The following is a 16,751-nucleotide window of genomic DNA, read 5'->3' on the forward strand; positions in this document are numbered from 1 at the left end:
GCCTATTTACGTTTCGTAACATACTTGGCTTTTTTCTCGCCAACTTACTTACACGTTATTATAGCTATTAACCTTAAAGGACTTGCAAAAAACAAATTATTCACAAGCCCTACTAGGGTTGGGGAGTAAGATTCAAAGCCTCTCAAAACCCAAATTATGGTATTTACTTAAGTTTTTCGTAAGCAGCCAAAATAATTTTTTCGGTTTCTTCCCAACCAATACATTTATCAGTTACAGAAACACCATATTTTAATTCTTCTTGCTTACCAGTAATTGGTTGACTACCTTCATACAAATGTGATTCCAGCATCATGCCAACTATTGATGTATTACCATCCACTATTTGCTGAACAATATTTTCCAAAACAGCACCTTGTAATTTGTAATCTTTATTGGTATTTCCGTGGCTACAGTCGATAACAATTCTTGGTTGTAAATTCGCCTGTTTTAATTTACCTTCTACCAATTTGACATTTGCTGCATCAAAGTTGGGTTGACTACCACCCCTTAAAATTACGTGACCATAGCCATTTCCTTTAGTTTGAAAGACGCTAACTTGTCCGTTTTGATTAATTCCCAGAAAATTATGCGGATTTCTAGCTGATTGTAGGGCATTCAAAGCTACTTGAATATTGCCATCAGTACCGTTTTTAAAACCCACAGGCATCGAAAGTCCACTTGCCATTTCACGGTGAGTTTGTGATTCGGTCGTGCGTGCCCCAATAGCAGACCATGTAATTAGTTCGCTAATGTATTGAGGTATGATTGGATCTAGCGCTTCTGTACCCGCAGGTAATCCCAATTCTGTAATTTTCAATAACAGATCGCGTGCAATTAGTAAACCATTCTCTACATGGAAAGAATCATCCATATCTGGATCGTTAATTAATCCTTTCCAACCGACGGTTGTTCTTGGCTTTTCAAAGTACACTCGCATTATTAGTAGCAGCTTATCCTTAACTTGCTCAGACAACGCTTTCAACCTTTCAGAATATTCAAGCGCTGCTTTTGGGTCGTGGATTGAGCATGGGCCAACTACTATAAACTTTCTCCGATCCTGAAAATCCAGGATATCTTCTATTTCTTGTCTATATCCTAAAACTCTTTGTTCGGCTAATTGTGTTAAAGGTAATTTTGATTTTATTTCATTGGGAGTTAATAAAATGCGATCGTTCTCAATGTTAGCGTTGTCGATATTACTATTAAATAATTTGTTGTGCATGGGGATGCTTTGGCAATTTTGTATACGCACTTCAAATGAAAAGTGTAACACAAACCCATGAAATTTTAAAACAGCTTATTTTGTGCTTGACAAATTTCTAATTACACTGTAAACGAATAAGGTAATAACTTAAAAAGGGAGAATATTTTCCCCCTTTCTTTTTGCTATTGGATTACTGACTGAGTGTTACTGTATATAGCTTTTCCTAATCAAATGAGGTACTTCATAGCCCCCTATCGAAGAGCGGGGGTGGGGTTTTTGTACCTCACTCAACTGGGAATCGGTATATAATTACTGCCACACAAACACTTTGGCTTCGTATGGGCCCAAGTCAGTTATTATACCATCATCACCAGATTCGACATCATAATTGCCTGTCCACTCGTGCCATGTACCAGCACTAGGGAAATTAGGAACATGATAGCCAGCAAGGAAGTTTTCTGAGAAATTTGCTATTACGACCACACGAGAACCTTCATCATTCCAACGAGTATAAGCTAAAACTTTTGCCTCTGGATTTTCGTGGATAAAATCAATATTTTCTGTGTAGAGAGCGTGATTACTTTTACGCAGGTTGGTTAAGCCTTTGTATGATTCAAATAAACTACGATTGAGATCGTTACCTAACAGTGTCCAATCGATTTTCGATGATTCAGGTTGTTTCGGTTTGTACTCCCCAAATTCCTCTCCCATCCAAATCAAAGGTACACCAACAGCAGTCATGAGGATGGCTACTCCTAACTTAGCCCGTCTAAAGGCTTCTTCGTTAAAAATCTCACGGTTCCCCAATTCAACCATAATGTGGTTATGGTCGTGGTTGGTGAGGTAATTTACTACATTTGTAGCACCCAAGAAGCCTTGACGTTTGCAGTCAATGACATCTTTGAGACGCTCTAAATCAAATGTATCACCGCAGATATGTTCTAGAATGCAGTGATAGAAACTATCATGCCAGCAACCATCCATTGGCCCATCTACATTGGTAATGCTGGTAGTTTCAGGAATGTGTTCAGCAACGTTATAAAAAGGCTTTGCACCAGCAGCTTTTTTGGCTTCCTGAACAATCCAGTGCATGAAGTCGTAATTAGCAATTTGCCGTGCTGCATCATAGCGAATACCATCAAGATGATATTCCTGAATCCAGAAACGAATTGTTTCACCAATAAATTTCCGCGCTGGATGAATCTCTAATTTTTCATCATAATGTTCGTAATTAAACTCAGGGCCCCAATTATTATCAGGGTCACGAGGTTCATGATGATACCAATAATCGTGGTCAATTTGTGTTAAAGGAGCAGATGCTTCTGAGTGGTTATAAATACCGTCAATAATTACCCGAATGCCTCTGTTATGACACTCATCAATCAATTTTTTTAACTCAGCAGTAGAACCATAGCTTGATTCTGTTGCAAAAAAGTGGCGGGGATTATAACCCCAACTATAATCACCAGGATATTCTTTAAGCGGCATCAACTCAATAGCATTGATTCCTAGCTCACACAAATAATCTAACTTTTCAATGACGTGTTTATACTTGCCTCGTGCATAAGGATCATCTTCGCCACCAGAAAAGTCCCCAACGTGTAATTCATAAATTACTAATTCGTTGTCAGCAGGTAAAGGTTTATCATCATGTTGCCAGACATAAGTATCAGTAATTCTTTCACCATCTTTTACATGGATAACACTATCATCTTTTCCACTTAGTTCATCTATATCAGTTGCATAAGGGTCTGTAACATCAACCCATTGTTCTGGTTCAAAAAACCATGAATTTGACTGGATGCGAAATTTATATTTATAAACGCCGTCTTCTAGTTCAACACTTGTACGAAAATAGCCATCATCACCTTTTTCCATTGGTATTTCTTGCCAATCAGAAAAAGAAGCAATTAATGCGGCTCCTTTGTTGTATGGTGCAAATAAATTAAATTCAATTGGCTTTGCCATAGAAGTGTTTGTAATATCAAGGGTTGATAGAGGTATTCTCTGATGCTCAATTGAATTTGCAAATCGCTCTAGAGAAATAATTCTATAACCAGCGCTTCTCTCTTGAGGATGAATTTATAAATATTTTGTAATAATTACTATATTTTTGGCGATTTTTGGCTGTTTATCGCATTTATTTTTTACCTAATATCCAGATTCAATACAAAGCACTTTTTGCCTATAATACTACTAAGGGTAAAATGCTATTGAATAAAAGTACAAAGTTTTAACAAATAAATGAATAGTTTTTTATTCACTTTTTAAATTGCAGATATTCATTAAAAATAATATGTTTTTGGTTAAATATCTGTTGGATCAGATTATTCAATTTTGCCGTTAGTTTGTTGTAGATAACTTAAGAACCAATTTGCCGCCGTTGCTCTGCGAGTTTGCCGCGGCCCAAATTCACCAATTTTGTACCCTTTGAAACCAAGTTTTTCTTTTAGCATTTGTTTATTTTCAATAGGAATAGAACGAGTTAACTTCACTGTTGCAGGGCGAGATTCTATGAAATTTGGTGGTTGTGGGTACTCCTCTTGCCATTCTGGTGCAACTTGGCTAGTGTCCCATTGTGCAGTTGAGGAATCATAGCGATAGCCTAAATAATGCCATAGCAACTGGTTGACTGTAGCATCATCAATTTTATCGTCAAGGATTGCCCAAATTGTTGCTGTATTGAGTGGTGGCAGGTTAGACATAAGCAATTTAAAATTTCAGGTTGAAAAACGGACTACTAATTAATTTAATTCACAACAATTAGCAAAGTAGTGAAAAACACTTTATCATTACTTTGCTACACTCCCAAAGATAGGGATAATTGCGATCGCACCTTCAGCACATGACAATGACCCAGATTAAGTTCGCCAGTTGGAGTTAAAAACAGATTGTGTATACACAAACTAGGTAGACTGGAAATCGTAAAGATTAGACCAGTTTATGCAGAATTCTACAGCACTGCCAAAGATCATCCGCGCCCATGTATTCATTTCTGGCCGAGTCCAAGGAGTGGGTTATCGCTATTCCACTGTGGATACAGCTAGGCAATTGGGATTAACCGGTTGGGTGCGAAATCTCCCTGATAATCGAGTAGAAGCAGTTTTTGAAGGGGCGCGAGAGGTTGTAGATGATATGGTTCGCTGGTGTCACTCTGGGCCACCTGCTGCTGTAGTTAAAGATGTTGTGGTTGAGTATGAAGTACCGGAAGGGTTACGGGGATTTGAAGTTAAGCGGGTTGAGTAGAGATGTCATCTCATATCCACTTAAAGACTTATCATGAAGACCGCAGAATGCAGGCGGAAAAAGCGTTTCCCGGTTTTTGCACAGATGACGCAGACAAATTCGCCAGATGCAACTCTGGCTGCTGCTGAACTTGCATAGCACCAGAGAAAGCAACTATATATGAGCAAGGAATAGCAGAATCTCTGTTAAAGGCGATCGCAAAATTTGAGCAAGCACTTTCACTATATTACTACTCTAAATAACATGCAGAAGGCGCAAATAGAAATATGGCACACTAAAAAATATGCCGCATCCTATTACTGGGCAGCTTTCACTCTACAAAGAAAATGGAAATTAAAGGGACTGGTGACTGGGGATTGGGAAATTGTGCCAAAATATGTTCTTTCTTCAGAGCAAATTCCATAATTTTCTGCTCTTTACCTAATTCCCAGTCCCTAATCCCCAGTCCCTTTTACTGTTGCATTTTTTTAAACATCTGTTACATTACTTTACAGACAGTTACAACTGCTACAACACTTAAACTTTGGAGTTTTAATCATGACAGGTTTTAAGAATCCTGCGCCTATTGTTTCAGAAGATCCTAATGCTGTGCGTTTTGGCTTCACTCCTCAGAGTGAAAATTGGAACGGTCGTCTTGCAATGATTGGTTTTTTATCTGCGATTTTGATTGAAGCTTTTTCTGGCCAAGGCTTACTCCATTTCTGGGGCATCCTCTAAATTGTTCGTAGTAGGGGCAACATGAGTGCCCTAAATCTGGGACGGGTGCGGACACCCATCCCACAAGAAAATTTGGGATGTTTTTTTATTTGTCAGTCCCTTCAGTTGACATCAATGCACGGTTACGACCCCCTACTAACCGTCTATATTCCACACACATCATTCGTTGCTAATCTATGGCGGCTGTTGGATTTGGTGCAAAATACCAGATTTTTCCGGTTGAGCCAAAATATAAGTGAATAACTACTTTACATTGAATATGTATAGCTAAAACTCATGGAAATACCCCAACGCGTATCTGTGCGCTACAAAGATGCGTCTTTCAATAGCAACGAGATCCGCTTAAGAACCTTGCGGCTTGGGTTACAAATATGGGAAGAACAAACCAAACCGAGAAAAACAGAGCTTTATCAGTTTATATCGTCTTGCTTGAAACAAGTTGATCGGCAAGATCGTTTTATGTTTTCTCTACTGTTCATAGAATTAACAGACATGATACGCAATTCTTCGCTGGAAAGGGGAACGAAAGAGGTTTTGATTAAAACAGCTTTTAGGGAGTTTGCTTGTGCAATAACAGACTTTGAGGACGTTGGTAAATAAAGTTAATCATCTGGGTGCTGGTATTCTGTAGGTGTCGCCCAACCCCGGCATTACCCTAACTAATCGAGTTGGGTATTTATTAAGTAAGCAGCTTTCCAATCAGATTGTTTTTTTGCGCGGATGGGTAGGTGTTGGGGAAGAGGTAACTAGAAAAATGGCTGAACTGTCCTATATGCAAGAACTTGAGAGCGATGCCTGCGGCGGGCTACGCCTACGCATTTCTAAACTATCCGCGCACCTTATGGGGACTAGTTTTCAGCCATTTGCCTCTAGCCAAATCACAACTCATCGTGTTATCATTTCAGCGATCGCCTCTGTGACTTCCGGCACTGGGGCAGCTTATCGCAATTACCTTAAATTCCTATTAACCCAAGTTGCTAGTTATCCACCTCGGCGTACTTTGCAGGCGACCGCCCACAACAAGATGTACGGTTGTGCTACGCACAACCATCACTCAAACTGAATTTTCTTTATCAGTATTAGCTAGTTTAAAAGTGCCAAATTTAACTTGTTGTTAAAATGCTTGTCGGAGAGTAAAAGCCAAAATAAATGCTTCTAGCTTTAGTAAAAATCCTTGAAAAGTACAAGCATGAATCGATTTTGGGAAAGTGCAAGTAATAGCGCTAAACACAGTCTCAATATAATGCCTAGTAGATTGTTTAATATATTGATTCCAAGGTTGATCTTGACGCTTAGAGTTCTTTTTACGCATCACTTTCAAGGCAATTTGACTCGTCTCAAAGAGTTCATCTTCTGCTGTATAATCAGTGTATGCCGAGTCAGCATAAATTTCGCTACCAGGTGGTAGATTTAACGGTAATGCATTCAAAGCCCGGACATCAGAAGCACTACCAGGCATAATTACAAACTCCACAGGGACACCACTTTTAGTCGTTAATAACTGAACTCTCACCCCATAAAAATAGCGTTTCTTTGATGCGATGTAACCTCTGTACTCTTCTGACCTAATTAATTTCACATTGAAGATCCGGATGTTATCGCACATTGGTACAGGAAAAGAGTCTAAAAGATATTCAGTACAATCACTAGTTTCTTTCAGTATCATGCCCACCTGGTGAAACAAATCGTTCATCAACATCGATATACCGTGTAATCGCCTATTGAAGCGTGATTTTCCTAACATATTAGAAACGAGATGATGGTCTTTCATGTAATCGCAAGCTTTGCTCTGATTGCCATCAAAAAACATTGCCGCAGTTATTACCGTTGTAATAATTTCTGCATCACTCATCTCTCGGCGACAGTCAACACTTAGCCTAATCGCCTTTAACAGGTCATCGACGATAGCATAGACAGTAACTATTTCGTTTAGCATATTCCCCTCCGTTTTTCACATCTGGAGGGGATTTTATTGCACAAAGCGATCGCCTGAATCAATGACTAGCAACTTGGGTTATTAGGGATTGAAACTTTAGTAAAATGCTAACATTGATTGCATAATCAGATCGCAATTACCTTAAATTCCTATTAGGGATTGAAACGGATTCTGAACAACACCTAACGCTCTTTTATTACTCCGAAAAAATCAAATATTCGTAGGTTGGGGAGCCACTGCGTTGTCCGGGTTTCCCGGCTTGAAGCAAGTGGCGTTTGAACTTTAGTGAAACCCCAACAAAATCAGAGATTGTTGGTGTTGGGTTTCGTTCCTCAACCCAACCTACGCCTAAGTTCATCAAAGTCCTTAAAAATAAGGGTGGATGATTTTTATCCCACGAGAGTCATAAAAGAGCGCTAAGTTTGTATTGAGCGATTTATCGCTCAATTTTAAGCACTGAAGTGCTTACTACAAACTTTTATAACCCTTCAAATTTAATGGGACAGACCACTACTCTAAACTTCAAACTCCTAACTCCTAAAAAAAAATCCCCACCCAGGTCAATGCCTGGATGGGTAATATAAGGCGAGACAAAATAATTATCCCGAATTAAGTAGAGAAATTATTTGCTCTCTGTAAAATCAGCGTCAATTACATCGTCGCCGCTACCAGAGCTAGAGGTAGAACCACCATCTTGAGGTTCAGCACCTGGTGCAGCACCCGCACCAGCTTGTTGATAGATGTTGCTACCAACGGCGAATAAGGCTTGTTGCAATTCTGGGGTGAGCTTCTTGATTTGCTCATCGTCTTCTTTAGCAACTGCTTCCCGCAGTTCTTTCACCAAACCTTCGACTTTAGTCTTGTCAGCATCGGGAACTTTATCGCCCAATTCTTGTAGCTGCTTCTCAGCTTGGTATGCTAAAGAGTCGGCTTGGTTCTTGCGTTCAATCTTCTCACGCTTGTCTTTGTCAGATGAAGCGTTTTGTTCAGCCTCTCTTACCATCCGGTCAACATCAGATTTATCCAGAGTGGAAGCACCGGTTATGCTGATGGACTGTTCTTTACCAGTACCTTTGTCCTTAGCGGTGACGTTAAGGATACCGTTAGCGTCAATATCGAACACCACTTCAATTTGAGGAACGCCACGTGGTGCAGGAGGAATACCATCAAGGCGGAAGGTTCCCAAACTCTTGTTATCGTTAGAAAATTCGCGTTCACCTTGAAGGACGTGAATTTCTACGTTGGTTTGACCATCCACTGCGGTGGAGAAGACTTCCGATTTCTTGGTGGGAATTGTTGTGTTACGGGGAATAATTTTGGTCATCACGCCGCCCAATGTTTCAACACCCAAAGAAAGCGGTGATACATCTAACAGCAAGATGCCAGTAACTTCATTATTCAGTACACCTGCTTGAATCGCTGCACCAATTGCCACGACTTCATCAGGGTTAACACTTTGGTTAGGGTCTTTACCCAATACCTGCTTCACAATCTGGTGGACTGCGGGAATACGGGTAGAACCACCAACTAACACCACTTCATCAATATCACCTTTGGTTAACTTGGCATCGCGCAGAGCGTTTTCAACAGGAACACGGCAACGGTCGATTAAGTCAGAACAAAGTTCTTCAAAGGTGGCGCGAGTCAGGGTTGTATCCAGGTGCTTAGGCCCATCCTGAGTAGCGGTGATAAATGGTAGGTTAATTTCTGCTTGGGTAACGCTAGAAAGCTCAATTTTGGCTTTTTCTGCGGCTTCTGTCAGACGTTGTAAAGCTTGTTTGTCTTTGCGTAGTTCAATGCCTTCGGCTTTCTTGAACTTCTCAGCTAAGAAGTCAACTATTTTTTTATCAAAGTCGTCACCACCAAGGTGTGTATCCCCAGATGTGGCTAGTACTTCAAAAACTCCATCGCCTACTTCTAGGACGGATACGTCGAAGGTACCACCACCAAGGTCAAATACGAGAATGGTTTCGTTACTCTTCTTGTCAAACCCATAAGCTAGGGAAGCAGCAGTCGGCTCGTTGATAATTCGCAGAACTTCAATCCCGGCAATTTTACCAGCGTCTTTTGTCGCTTGCCGTTGAGAGTCGTTAAAGTATGCGGGAACGGTGATTACAGCTTGGGTAACAGTTTCACCAAGGTATTTGCTGGCATCTTCAACTAGTTTGCGAAGAACTTTTGCAGAAATTTCTTCAGGAGCAAACGGTTTACCAGCTATCGGACAATCTAATTTAACATTGCCGTTGCTGCTGAGAACTTTGTAAGAAACTTCAGTTGCTTCGTTACTCACTTCATCGTAGCGGCGACCGATAAAGCGTTTGACTGAGTAAAACGTATTTTCGGGGTTCATCACCGCTTGGCGTTTGGCGATTTGGCCAACCAAGTTGTCGCCATTTTTCGCAAATGCCACTACTGATGGCGTTGTCCGAAAACCTTCAGCATTGGCAATTACAGTAGGTTTACCACCTTCCATTACTGCCACGCAGGAGTTCGTTGTTCCTAAGTCAATTCCAACTACTTTTGCCATTTTAGGTGCTGGCTCCGTATAACTACAAATGAATGAATGAGAATATAAAGGACTAAATTTTGAACCAACAGGGTCAATAAATCAGCCAATTCAGCATGAATACCTTTGATTTGGCTTTCCTGGGGTAAAAACTCCAGATGCTGATATATATACTGAAGCTTAGTGGTAGCCAGTCCATGAAGGGTGGTTTCCCGAACCTTGCTTAGGACGGTTAAACTAACTAAATAGTTTTTTTAGTTGGTTCATGGATTGATTTGCCTTCACTCTGTCTAATGTATGAGAATTAATACTTTCAGTAATTAGGGTGAACCGTAACGTCAGAGTGGTGTTTGCCGTCTTTAGAGGTAATAAACTACAGAAGTACTGAGAATTGGGGATTGGGCACTTGTACTGAGCGACTTGTGCCGAGCCTGTCCTGAGCGTAGCCGAAGGGCGAAGTCAAGGTAAGTCGAAGTATTAGGCATTGGGCATGGGGCATTGAATCAAATGTTACTCAGCACTTACTCAAGTCTAGAGAAAAGAGTTTCCCAATCAATTACAGGCGGTCTTTGTCCCTGGTTGACTAGTTCAAAAATTTTCTTGGAACTACTTGGCTGAAAAAGGCATTCTACGCAAGCGTTTGCTACATCAATCCGACTGGCATCACCGGAAAGTGTATCCCCAGTGCCTATAACAACACCATATTTACCACCTGTTTTGGCTTTTAGCAGTGTGTTGAGGTCGTATGAGGTATAGGGCCCATCAATCAAGCGTCCTGGACGGATAATGGTGTAGGGCAATCCTGAATTAATGATGGACTCCTCACCTTTTTGTTTGGCATCTAACACGCCAAAAGCATTAAGAATACTAAAAGGAAACTGATCTTTACGGAGAATTCCACAGGAAGAGACGAAAACAAATCGCTTCAAATTCTGGGGTGCTGCTGTAACTAGGTTGCTGATACCTTGGGCATCAACTTTGGCTGGACTATTCTTTGCTTTTGCTTGGCTAGATTTGGGGTTAAGGAAAGTTATTCCCCATTCAAGCAAGTTCGGGGATTGGTCAAACTCCCATCGCTCCGAGGGAAAGGCAGTGGTTCCAGTACAACTGATGATGTGGGTGACATTTTGTGTTGCAGCTGGTAGTGTAGCTGGCTGGAGGATGTCACCAATGGCAATTTCCACTCTCTGGTTAAACATTTCTTCGGCTTTTGGGGCATTGCGTGTCAGAACGCGAACTTTCAAGCCCTTTTCCAGGAGTTTGCCTACTACCAGTTGCCCTACTCCACCAGTAGCACCAGCAACTAGTACCAAATCTTCAGCTGAATCAAAAGAAGTCATAAATTGCCTTTGAGATAGTCTATTTTTAATCTACTCAAAAAATGTGTTGGCGATCGCGCAGCCTCTTGTAGAGAAGGGAAGATCCAAGCTATGCGTAGCATTTCGCATAACTGCGACGCCGAATAGCCCGTCGTAGACATCGCCATCATAATAGGGGAAATTGCGCCCGAATTGTTCGGTTCTACCACTTTCAACAGCACACAAATGGTTATAACCTCGTAGGTAGTAGTGAATTGTCTACCTTAGACGCTGTTAGTCGCTCTTGAATTAAGGGGTGAAAACCTGTGTACGAATGGATATTGCCAAGTCTGAGCGAAATCTTGGCCCAAAATCAATCAAGTGTGGCTGAATGTTCACCTGGTAAAGCAGAGCGGCAGTGGCGTGTCAGCCTCGCAGCAACAGAACATTTGCTATTAAATACTTTAGCAGCTAATTCAGTTGACACAACCCAAGGATTAGTTTTAGCCGCACCCGCACCTTTATTTAGTCAGCCAAAACTGACTCAAAGCCTACAAACAGTAACTTTCACGGCAAAACCATTTAATCCCTTGGCACTGATGCCATTTCAGATGCCAGATGCCAACGCAACTATAAATGAAGAAATCGCTCCTGATGAATCGGTACTTCCCTTATTACCTGCCGATCCTCTGGGGACAGAGCAGTTTTGCTTAGTTTTTACAGACAAATTTAGATTAGTATTGGTTTTAGCAACCCACAAAAACGGTAAAAAAACCTTTTCATTTTCTTTTGAGCCGGAAGTAGTACAGCAAGCTTGGCGATCGCTAGGAGCGAGAGTAATGCTAGCTAATCCAGAATTTTTTGCCCGCCTGGATGTATTAGTACAACAGTATTTTCCGGTAGCACCAGATTGCCGCATCATAATTAAGTTTAGTCAGTTGTTGCTTCAAGAATTAACGGAAGCCGAAGAGACTAGGGAGTGTAGAGAAGAAGCAGGGGAGCATACTTCGACTACGCTCAGTAACCGGGGGAGCAGGGGAGCAGGGGAGCAGGGAAGAAGAGTTTTCTCTCATGCCCCACTTGCCCTAAGCAAAGCCGAAGGGATGCCCAATACTTCGACTTCGCTCAGTACAAGTGCCCAATCCCCAAATCCTGATGTCGAATTGCTCCAAGCTTTCGCTCACGAAGTTCGTACACCTTTAACAACTATTCGCACCATGACTCGTCTGCTGCTGAAGCGGCAAGATTTAGATGCTAGTGTAATCAATCGTTTAAAAATTATCGATCACGAGTGTACCGAGCAAATTGATCGCATGGAGTTGCTATTTAAAGCAGCAGAATTAGAAACTACTGCCTCTACAAAATCGTCAAAAACTCAACTCACGCCGATGTCTTTAGATCAAGTGTTGCAGCAGAGCATTCCTCGGTGGGAACAAGCAGCGCATCGCCGGAACTTAACTTTAAATGTTGTTTTACCCCAGCAACTACCCACTGTGGTAAGTAATCCCATGATGCTCGATCAGGTACTCACCGGTTTGATAGAGAATTTCACTCGCAGCTTACCCTCTGGTAGCCATATTCAAGTGCAAGTTATCCCGGCTGGAGATCAACTGAAGTTACAACTATCGCCTCAATTTGGGTGCAAAGATTCGAGTAAAGCCGCCACACCTGCAACGCCACCAATTCGCAAAGCCCTTGGTCAATTGCTGATGTTCCAACCAGAAACGGGTACGATTAGTTTGAATATCGCCGCAACCAAGCATTTATTTCAAGCGATCGGCGGTAAATTGATTGTGCGTCAGCGTCCACACTATGGCGAAGTTTTGACGATTTTCCTTCCTTTAGAAGTTAGCAATAAACATAAACCAGGAGCTAAAACTTGGGAGTGAATATTGATCAACTATTTTTTAAAATATAAATATTCACTCTAAATTACGTGAGTTAAGGACTAATCTCAATACTGCGTAGGTTTTGCCTAAAAAACCACTTCAGGGTAGGTTGGGTTGAGGAACGAAACTCAACATTTTCAGGGTTGTGTTGGGTAACACTAAAGTTCAACCCAACCTACAAATCTTCTTAACTGAGTAGTATTGGGACTAGTCTGAAAATTTATTGCGGACACAATATCACTCAATACGGTTCGGTTAGGGTTTTTTGATGAAAATTCTAAATCACAAAGACGCGATAAATCGCCGTCTCTACAATAATCATCACATTAAATTAGACAGTAATTAAATTCCTCTGACTTGCCATTTGTAAAAATAGATGCCAAAAATGGATGTAAATTCTGGCTAAGAGCCAAGTACACATTTGTGTAAAAATCAATAGGAAAATTATGGCACATTTTGAAATAATCGAAAAAGAAAGCTTACATTTAGTCAAGGTCACTTTGCAAAACGAAACAGTACGGACTGAATCTGGTGCTATGTACTATATTCGTGGCAACGTTCAGATGCAATCTAAAGCTCCTTCAGCAGGCGGGTTTTTAAAATCCTTAGCTACGGGAGAAAACATTTTTCGTCCTACATATACAGGTACGGGTGAATTATATTTAGAGCCGTCTTTAGCGGGATATCACATTCTAGAATTAGATGGTAGTGAATGGATTTTAGATAGTGGCGCTTATTGGGCTAGTGATGGCAATGTAGAAGTAGGAATTGAACGAAACAAATTTGTATCAGGCTTAATTGGTGGCGAGGGTTTGTTTCAAACAAAAGTCAAAGGCAGGGGTAAAGTGGTAATGGTAGCACAAGGACCTGTAGAAGTAATAAATTTACAAAATGACCGATTAGTTGTTGATGGAAATTTTGCGATCGCTCGCACAAGTAGCTTAAATTATCGCGTTGAAAAAGCTACTAAATCTCTTTTAGGTTCGATGACTTCTGGGGAATTTCTCGTCAATACTTTTGAGGGAACTGGGACTGTATTACTTGCTCCCATACCTTACTGGCAAGTCATGATGCTCCGCCAAATTACCGCCGCGCTACCAAAAGCTTCTAGCTAAGAATTATCAATTATTAGTCATATCATGTCCGCTTAAAAACTGATGTCCAGATCCCCGACTTCGTAAAAGTTGTCGGGGATCTAATTTTTCACGTTGGCGTAGCCTGCCCGCAGGGCTTATGATTTAGGATTGCTATATAATTCCAAAGTTAATAGCAACGAAGTGGGGATTGTCAAATGTGGGTTAAGCCAATGCGGACTTTAAATCACTTTCCGCTTGTCTCAACGCATCTGGTAATTTACTTGCATCACGTCCGCCAGCTTGGGCTAAGTTTGGTCTTCCACCGCCGCCGCCACCGCAGATTTTAGCGATCGCACCTACAAATTTACCAGCTTGCAAACCTTTTTTGTTGACTTCTGGACTAAAAGCTGCAACTATGCTAACTTTACCCTCTTCGGGAACAGAACCCAGCACCACTGCACCGTTACCGATTTTTTGCAACAGGCGTTCGGCTGCGGTTTTCAATGATTCTGGATCGACATCTTCTAATTGGGCAACAATAATTTTATGATCGCCTACAGTTTCTACTGTTTGCAGCAAACTGTCAGATTTAGCGATCGCTAATTGTACCTTCAAGGTTTCCAATTCCTTCTGACTATTTCTGAGTTCGCTTTGCAGACTTGTAATTCTGTCTGGTAATTCTTCGGGTTTGACTTTAAAGCGATCGCTCAAATCTTTAACTACTTTATCCCGCAGGTTGAGATAATCTAATATTGCTGGCCCCGAAACAGCTTCAATACGCCGTACCCCAGAAGCCACGCCAGCTTCCGAGATAATCTTGAACACGCCAATTTCAGCAGTATTGCTGACATGAGTGCCACCGCACAGTTCCATTGATACGTCAGGGAAGTCAATTACCCGCACTTCATCACCGTATTTTTCGCCGAACATGGCAACAGCACCCTTAGCTTTCGCTTCTGCTAAAGGTAATACTTCAACTTTCGCAGCGTGTGCTTCAGCAATCCAACTGTTCACCTGTTCTTCAATTTGTTGCACTTCCTCTGCTGTCAAGGCGCGGGGACAGTTGAAGTCAAAGCGCAATCTGTCAAAGGAAACCAGGGAACCAGCTTGAGATATACCATCATCAACAATTTTTTTCAACGCCGCTTGCAATAGGTGCGTTGCAGTATGGTTAGCTTGGGCGCGACGGCGACAAGCCGGATCGATTTGGGCGGTGACGCGATCGCCTACACGCAGTGTACCGCGTTCGATGCGTCCGAAGTGAACAAAGAAATCAGATTCTTTTTTAACGTCTTCAACGCGAACAACAATACCATCACCAGAGATATAACCGCGATCGCCGATTTGTCCGCCAGATTCAGCATAAAATGGCGTTTTGTCAAGAACAATTTGTACCTGTGTCCCCGCTTCTACTTCTTCTTGGGAAACACCTTCTAGTAAAATCGCTTCGACTTTTGCCGTTGCCGCCGATTGGGTGTAGCCTAAGAATTCGGTGACTTGGATGTGTTCTGCTAGCTTGTCGAGGGAACCTTGGACAGTTAAATCGATGGTTTCATGTGCATCTCTACCACGTCCTTTTTGAATTTCCATTTGTGCCTCAAATCCCTCAACATCAACTGTGAGATTATTTTCTTCGGCAACTTCTTGAGTAAGTTCAAGGGGAAATCCGTAGGTGTCATAAAGGGTAAATGCACTTTCACCGCTAATTTGAGTGTTTCCTTGTTGTTTCACCTCTTCGATAATTTCTTCTAGAAGTTTTTCGCCTCTATCCAGAGTTCTGAGAAAATTCGATTCTTCTCGTTGCAGTTCAGCTTTAATTGCTGCTTCCCGTTGACGCACATTGGGGTAAGCTGATTCCGAAAGAGCGATCGCAGTTTCGGCAACTTGGGTAGTAAATTCGCCAGAAATCCCAATTAATCGCCCATGACGCACCACCCGCCGAATTAATCGCCGCAGCACATAACCCCTTCCCACATTGGAAGCGCGAATTTCATCAGCAATCATCTGGACAACAGAACGAACATGATCGCCAATAACTTTTAGGGAGACTTTGGTTTTTTCATCACTGCTGTGGTAGTCAATGCCAGCAATTTGGGCGGCTGTTTGAATAATCGGGAAAATCAGGTCAGTTTCATAGTTATTCGGCACTTTTTGGAGGATTTGCGCCATTCTCTCCAAACCCATACCGGTGTCGATGTTCTTGTTTTGCAGTGGCGTTAAATTGCCTGAAGCATCCCGGTTATATTGCATGAACACGAGGTTGTAAAACTCGATGAACCGGGAATCGTCTTCTAAATCGATATTTTCGTCACCGCGTTCTGGGTGGAAATCATAATATATTTCTGAACAAGGGCCACAAGGGCCAGTCGGGCCAGATACCCAAAAGTTATCATCTTCACCTAAGCGTTTAATTCTCGCTACCGGCACACCGATTTGATCGCGCCAGATAGCAAAGGCTTCATCATCCTCTTCAAAAACGCTGACAACCAGATTTTGGGGGGATAAGCCAAAGACTTGTGTGGAAATTTCCCAACCCCAAGCGATCGCTTGTTCTTTAAAATAATCACCAAAGCTGAAATTACCCAGCATCTCAAAAAACGTGTGATGCCGTTTAGTGCGTCCGACATTTTCGATGTCGTTGGTACGGATACACTTTTGCGAAGTCGTAGCCCGCTTAAATTCTGGTGTCCTCTGCCCCAAGAATATCGGCTTAAATGGTAGCATCCCCGCGATCGTCAGCAGTACGGTTGGATCTTCTGGAACCAAAGAGGCACTTGGGAGAATTTGGTGACTCCGTTGGGCAAAGAAGTTGAGGAATGTGTTACGAATTTCGTTACCGCTTAGGTACTGAGGATTTGAAGACATAGGTGTTTTTAACT

At 41.8% G+C, this 16,751-nt stretch carries 15 protein-coding genes; 7 read left to right on the forward strand and 8 right to left on the reverse strand.

Annotation, left to right across the window (positions count from 1 at the left end; genetic code table 11):
* Positions 1–163: 163 nt before the first annotated feature.
* The 3 genes from HWQ36_RS23890 to HWQ36_RS23900 all read right to left on the reverse strand — a co-directional run bounded on the left by HWQ36_RS23890 (position 164) and on the right by HWQ36_RS23900 (position 3,909).
* Positions 164–1,222 (reverse strand): 3-deoxy-7-phosphoheptulonate synthase, encoded by a 1,059-nt coding sequence (locus HWQ36_RS23890; protein WP_292707155.1) that lies wholly within the window; start codon positions 1,220–1,222, stop codon positions 164–166.
* Between the two features lie 291 nt (positions 1,223–1,513).
* Positions 1,514–3,172 (reverse strand): alpha-amylase family glycosyl hydrolase, encoded by a 1,659-nt coding sequence (locus tag HWQ36_RS23895; protein ID WP_292707157.1) that lies wholly within the window; start codon positions 3,170–3,172, stop codon positions 1,514–1,516.
* Between the two features lie 359 nt (positions 3,173–3,531).
* Positions 3,532–3,909, reverse strand: coding sequence for a DUF1823 family protein (locus HWQ36_RS23900; RefSeq protein WP_292707160.1), 378 nt, complete (start codon positions 3,907–3,909; stop codon positions 3,532–3,534).
* A 238-nt stretch (positions 3,910–4,147) separates the two neighbouring features.
* Here HWQ36_RS23900 and HWQ36_RS23905 point away from each other — a divergent pair, with 238 nt between their 5' ends.
* The 5 genes from HWQ36_RS23905 to HWQ36_RS23925 all read left to right on the forward strand — a co-directional run bounded on the left by HWQ36_RS23905 (position 4,148) and on the right by HWQ36_RS23925 (position 6,230).
* Entirely contained in the window at positions 4,148–4,450 is a 303-nt protein-coding gene (locus HWQ36_RS23905; protein WP_094347141.1) for an acylphosphatase, read from the forward strand.
* A 537-nt stretch (positions 4,451–4,987) separates the two neighbouring features.
* On the forward strand, positions 4,988–5,167 hold the full coding sequence (locus HWQ36_RS23910; RefSeq protein ID WP_012407782.1) for a chlorophyll a/b-binding protein: 180 nt from the start codon (positions 4,988–4,990) through the stop codon (positions 5,165–5,167).
* A gap of 21 nt (positions 5,168–5,188) precedes the next feature.
* On the forward strand, positions 5,189–5,410 hold the full coding sequence (locus HWQ36_RS23915) for a hypothetical protein (protein ID WP_292707171.1): 222 nt from the start codon (positions 5,189–5,191) through the stop codon (positions 5,408–5,410).
* A 33-nt stretch (positions 5,411–5,443) separates the two neighbouring features.
* A complete protein-coding gene (locus tag HWQ36_RS23920) occupies positions 5,444–5,767 on the forward strand; it encodes a hypothetical protein (RefSeq protein WP_012407783.1) in 324 nt (107 codons plus the stop codon).
* 154 nt (positions 5,768–5,921) lie between these two features.
* Complete coding sequence (locus HWQ36_RS23925; RefSeq protein WP_292707177.1) at positions 5,922–6,230, forward strand: hypothetical protein; 309 nt, start codon at positions 5,922–5,924, stop codon at positions 6,228–6,230.
* Between the two features lie 51 nt (positions 6,231–6,281).
* Here the strand turns inward: HWQ36_RS23925 and HWQ36_RS23930 are convergent, their stop codons facing one another.
* The 4 genes from HWQ36_RS23930 to HWQ36_RS23945 form a co-directional block, all read right to left on the reverse strand.
* Positions 6,282–7,103: an IS982 family transposase gene (locus HWQ36_RS23930; protein ID WP_292707179.1), complete on the reverse strand. Its 822-nt coding sequence runs from the start codon at positions 7,101–7,103 to the stop codon at positions 6,282–6,284.
* Between the two features lie 196 nt (positions 7,104–7,299).
* Positions 7,300–7,461, reverse strand: coding sequence for a hypothetical protein (locus HWQ36_RS23935; RefSeq protein ID WP_292707182.1), 162 nt, complete (start codon positions 7,459–7,461; stop codon positions 7,300–7,302).
* Positions 7,462–7,725: 264 nt separating this feature from the next.
* Complete coding sequence (gene dnaK / locus HWQ36_RS23940; RefSeq protein ID WP_292707185.1) at positions 7,726–9,630, reverse strand: molecular chaperone DnaK; 1,905 nt, start codon at positions 9,628–9,630, stop codon at positions 7,726–7,728.
* A 500-nt stretch (positions 9,631–10,130) separates the two neighbouring features.
* Positions 10,131–10,949 (reverse strand): SDR family oxidoreductase, encoded by an 819-nt coding sequence (locus HWQ36_RS23945; protein ID WP_292707188.1) that lies wholly within the window; start codon positions 10,947–10,949, stop codon positions 10,131–10,133.
* Positions 10,950–11,233: 284 nt separating this feature from the next.
* Between HWQ36_RS23945 and HWQ36_RS23950 the strand changes: the two genes are divergently transcribed.
* Positions 11,234–12,796 carry a HAMP domain-containing sensor histidine kinase gene (locus HWQ36_RS23950; protein ID WP_292707191.1) on the forward strand — a complete coding sequence of 521 codons (1,563 nt, stop codon included), beginning with the start codon at positions 11,234–11,236 and terminating at the stop codon, positions 12,794–12,796.
* A 446-nt stretch (positions 12,797–13,242) separates the two neighbouring features.
* A complete protein-coding gene (locus tag HWQ36_RS23955) occupies positions 13,243–13,911 on the forward strand; it encodes an AIM24 family protein (protein WP_292707194.1) in 669 nt (222 codons plus the stop codon).
* 183 nt (positions 13,912–14,094) lie between these two features.
* Here the strand turns inward: HWQ36_RS23955 and alaS are convergent, their stop codons facing one another.
* Positions 14,095–16,737 carry an alanine--tRNA ligase gene (alaS, locus tag HWQ36_RS23960; protein ID WP_292707197.1) on the reverse strand — a complete coding sequence of 881 codons (2,643 nt, stop codon included), beginning with the start codon at positions 16,735–16,737 and terminating at the stop codon, positions 14,095–14,097.
* Positions 16,738–16,751 lie beyond the last annotated feature (14 nt).

It is taken from the genome of Nostoc sp. NMS2 (assembly GCF_017115105.1).
In the GTDB taxonomy this organism is placed as follows: Bacteria; Cyanobacteriota; Cyanobacteriia; order Cyanobacteriales; family Nostocaceae; genus Nostoc.

Excerpts from the sequence above, each read along its gene's own strand:
- dnaK (WP_292707185.1), bottom strand. The coding sequence starts at position 9,630 with ATGGCAAAAGTAGTTGGAATTGACTTAGGAACAACGAACTCCTGCGTG.
- HWQ36_RS23930 (WP_292707179.1), bottom strand. The coding sequence starts at position 7,103 with ATGCTAAACGAAATAGTTACTGTCTATGCTATCGTCGATGACCTGTTA.
- HWQ36_RS23945 (WP_292707188.1), bottom strand. The coding sequence starts at position 10,949 with ATGACTTCTTTTGATTCAGCTGAAGATTTGGTACTAGTTGCTGGTGCT.
- HWQ36_RS23900 (WP_292707160.1), bottom strand. The coding sequence starts at position 3,909 with ATGTCTAACCTGCCACCACTCAATACAGCAACAATTTGGGCAATCCTT.
- HWQ36_RS23890 (WP_292707155.1), bottom strand. The coding sequence starts at position 1,222 with ATGCACAACAAATTATTTAATAGTAATATCGACAACGCTAACATTGAG.
- HWQ36_RS23905 (WP_094347141.1), top strand. The coding sequence starts at position 4,148 with ATGCAGAATTCTACAGCACTGCCAAAGATCATCCGCGCCCATGTATTC.
- alaS (WP_292707197.1), bottom strand. The coding sequence starts at position 16,737 with ATGTCTTCAAATCCTCAGTACCTAAGCGGTAACGAAATTCGTAACACA.
- HWQ36_RS23895 (WP_292707157.1), bottom strand. The coding sequence starts at position 3,172 with ATGGCAAAGCCAATTGAATTTAATTTATTTGCACCATACAACAAAGGA.
- HWQ36_RS23920 (WP_012407783.1), top strand. The coding sequence starts at position 5,444 with ATGGAAATACCCCAACGCGTATCTGTGCGCTACAAAGATGCGTCTTTC.
- HWQ36_RS23935 (WP_292707182.1), bottom strand. The coding sequence starts at position 7,461 with ATGAACTTAGGCGTAGGTTGGGTTGAGGAACGAAACCCAACACCAACA.
- HWQ36_RS23925 (WP_292707177.1), top strand. The coding sequence starts at position 5,922 with ATGGCTGAACTGTCCTATATGCAAGAACTTGAGAGCGATGCCTGCGGC.
- HWQ36_RS23915 (WP_292707171.1), top strand. The coding sequence starts at position 5,189 with ATGAGTGCCCTAAATCTGGGACGGGTGCGGACACCCATCCCACAAGAA.
- HWQ36_RS23910 (WP_012407782.1), top strand. The coding sequence starts at position 4,988 with ATGACAGGTTTTAAGAATCCTGCGCCTATTGTTTCAGAAGATCCTAAT.
- HWQ36_RS23955 (WP_292707194.1), top strand. The coding sequence starts at position 13,243 with ATGGCACATTTTGAAATAATCGAAAAAGAAAGCTTACATTTAGTCAAG.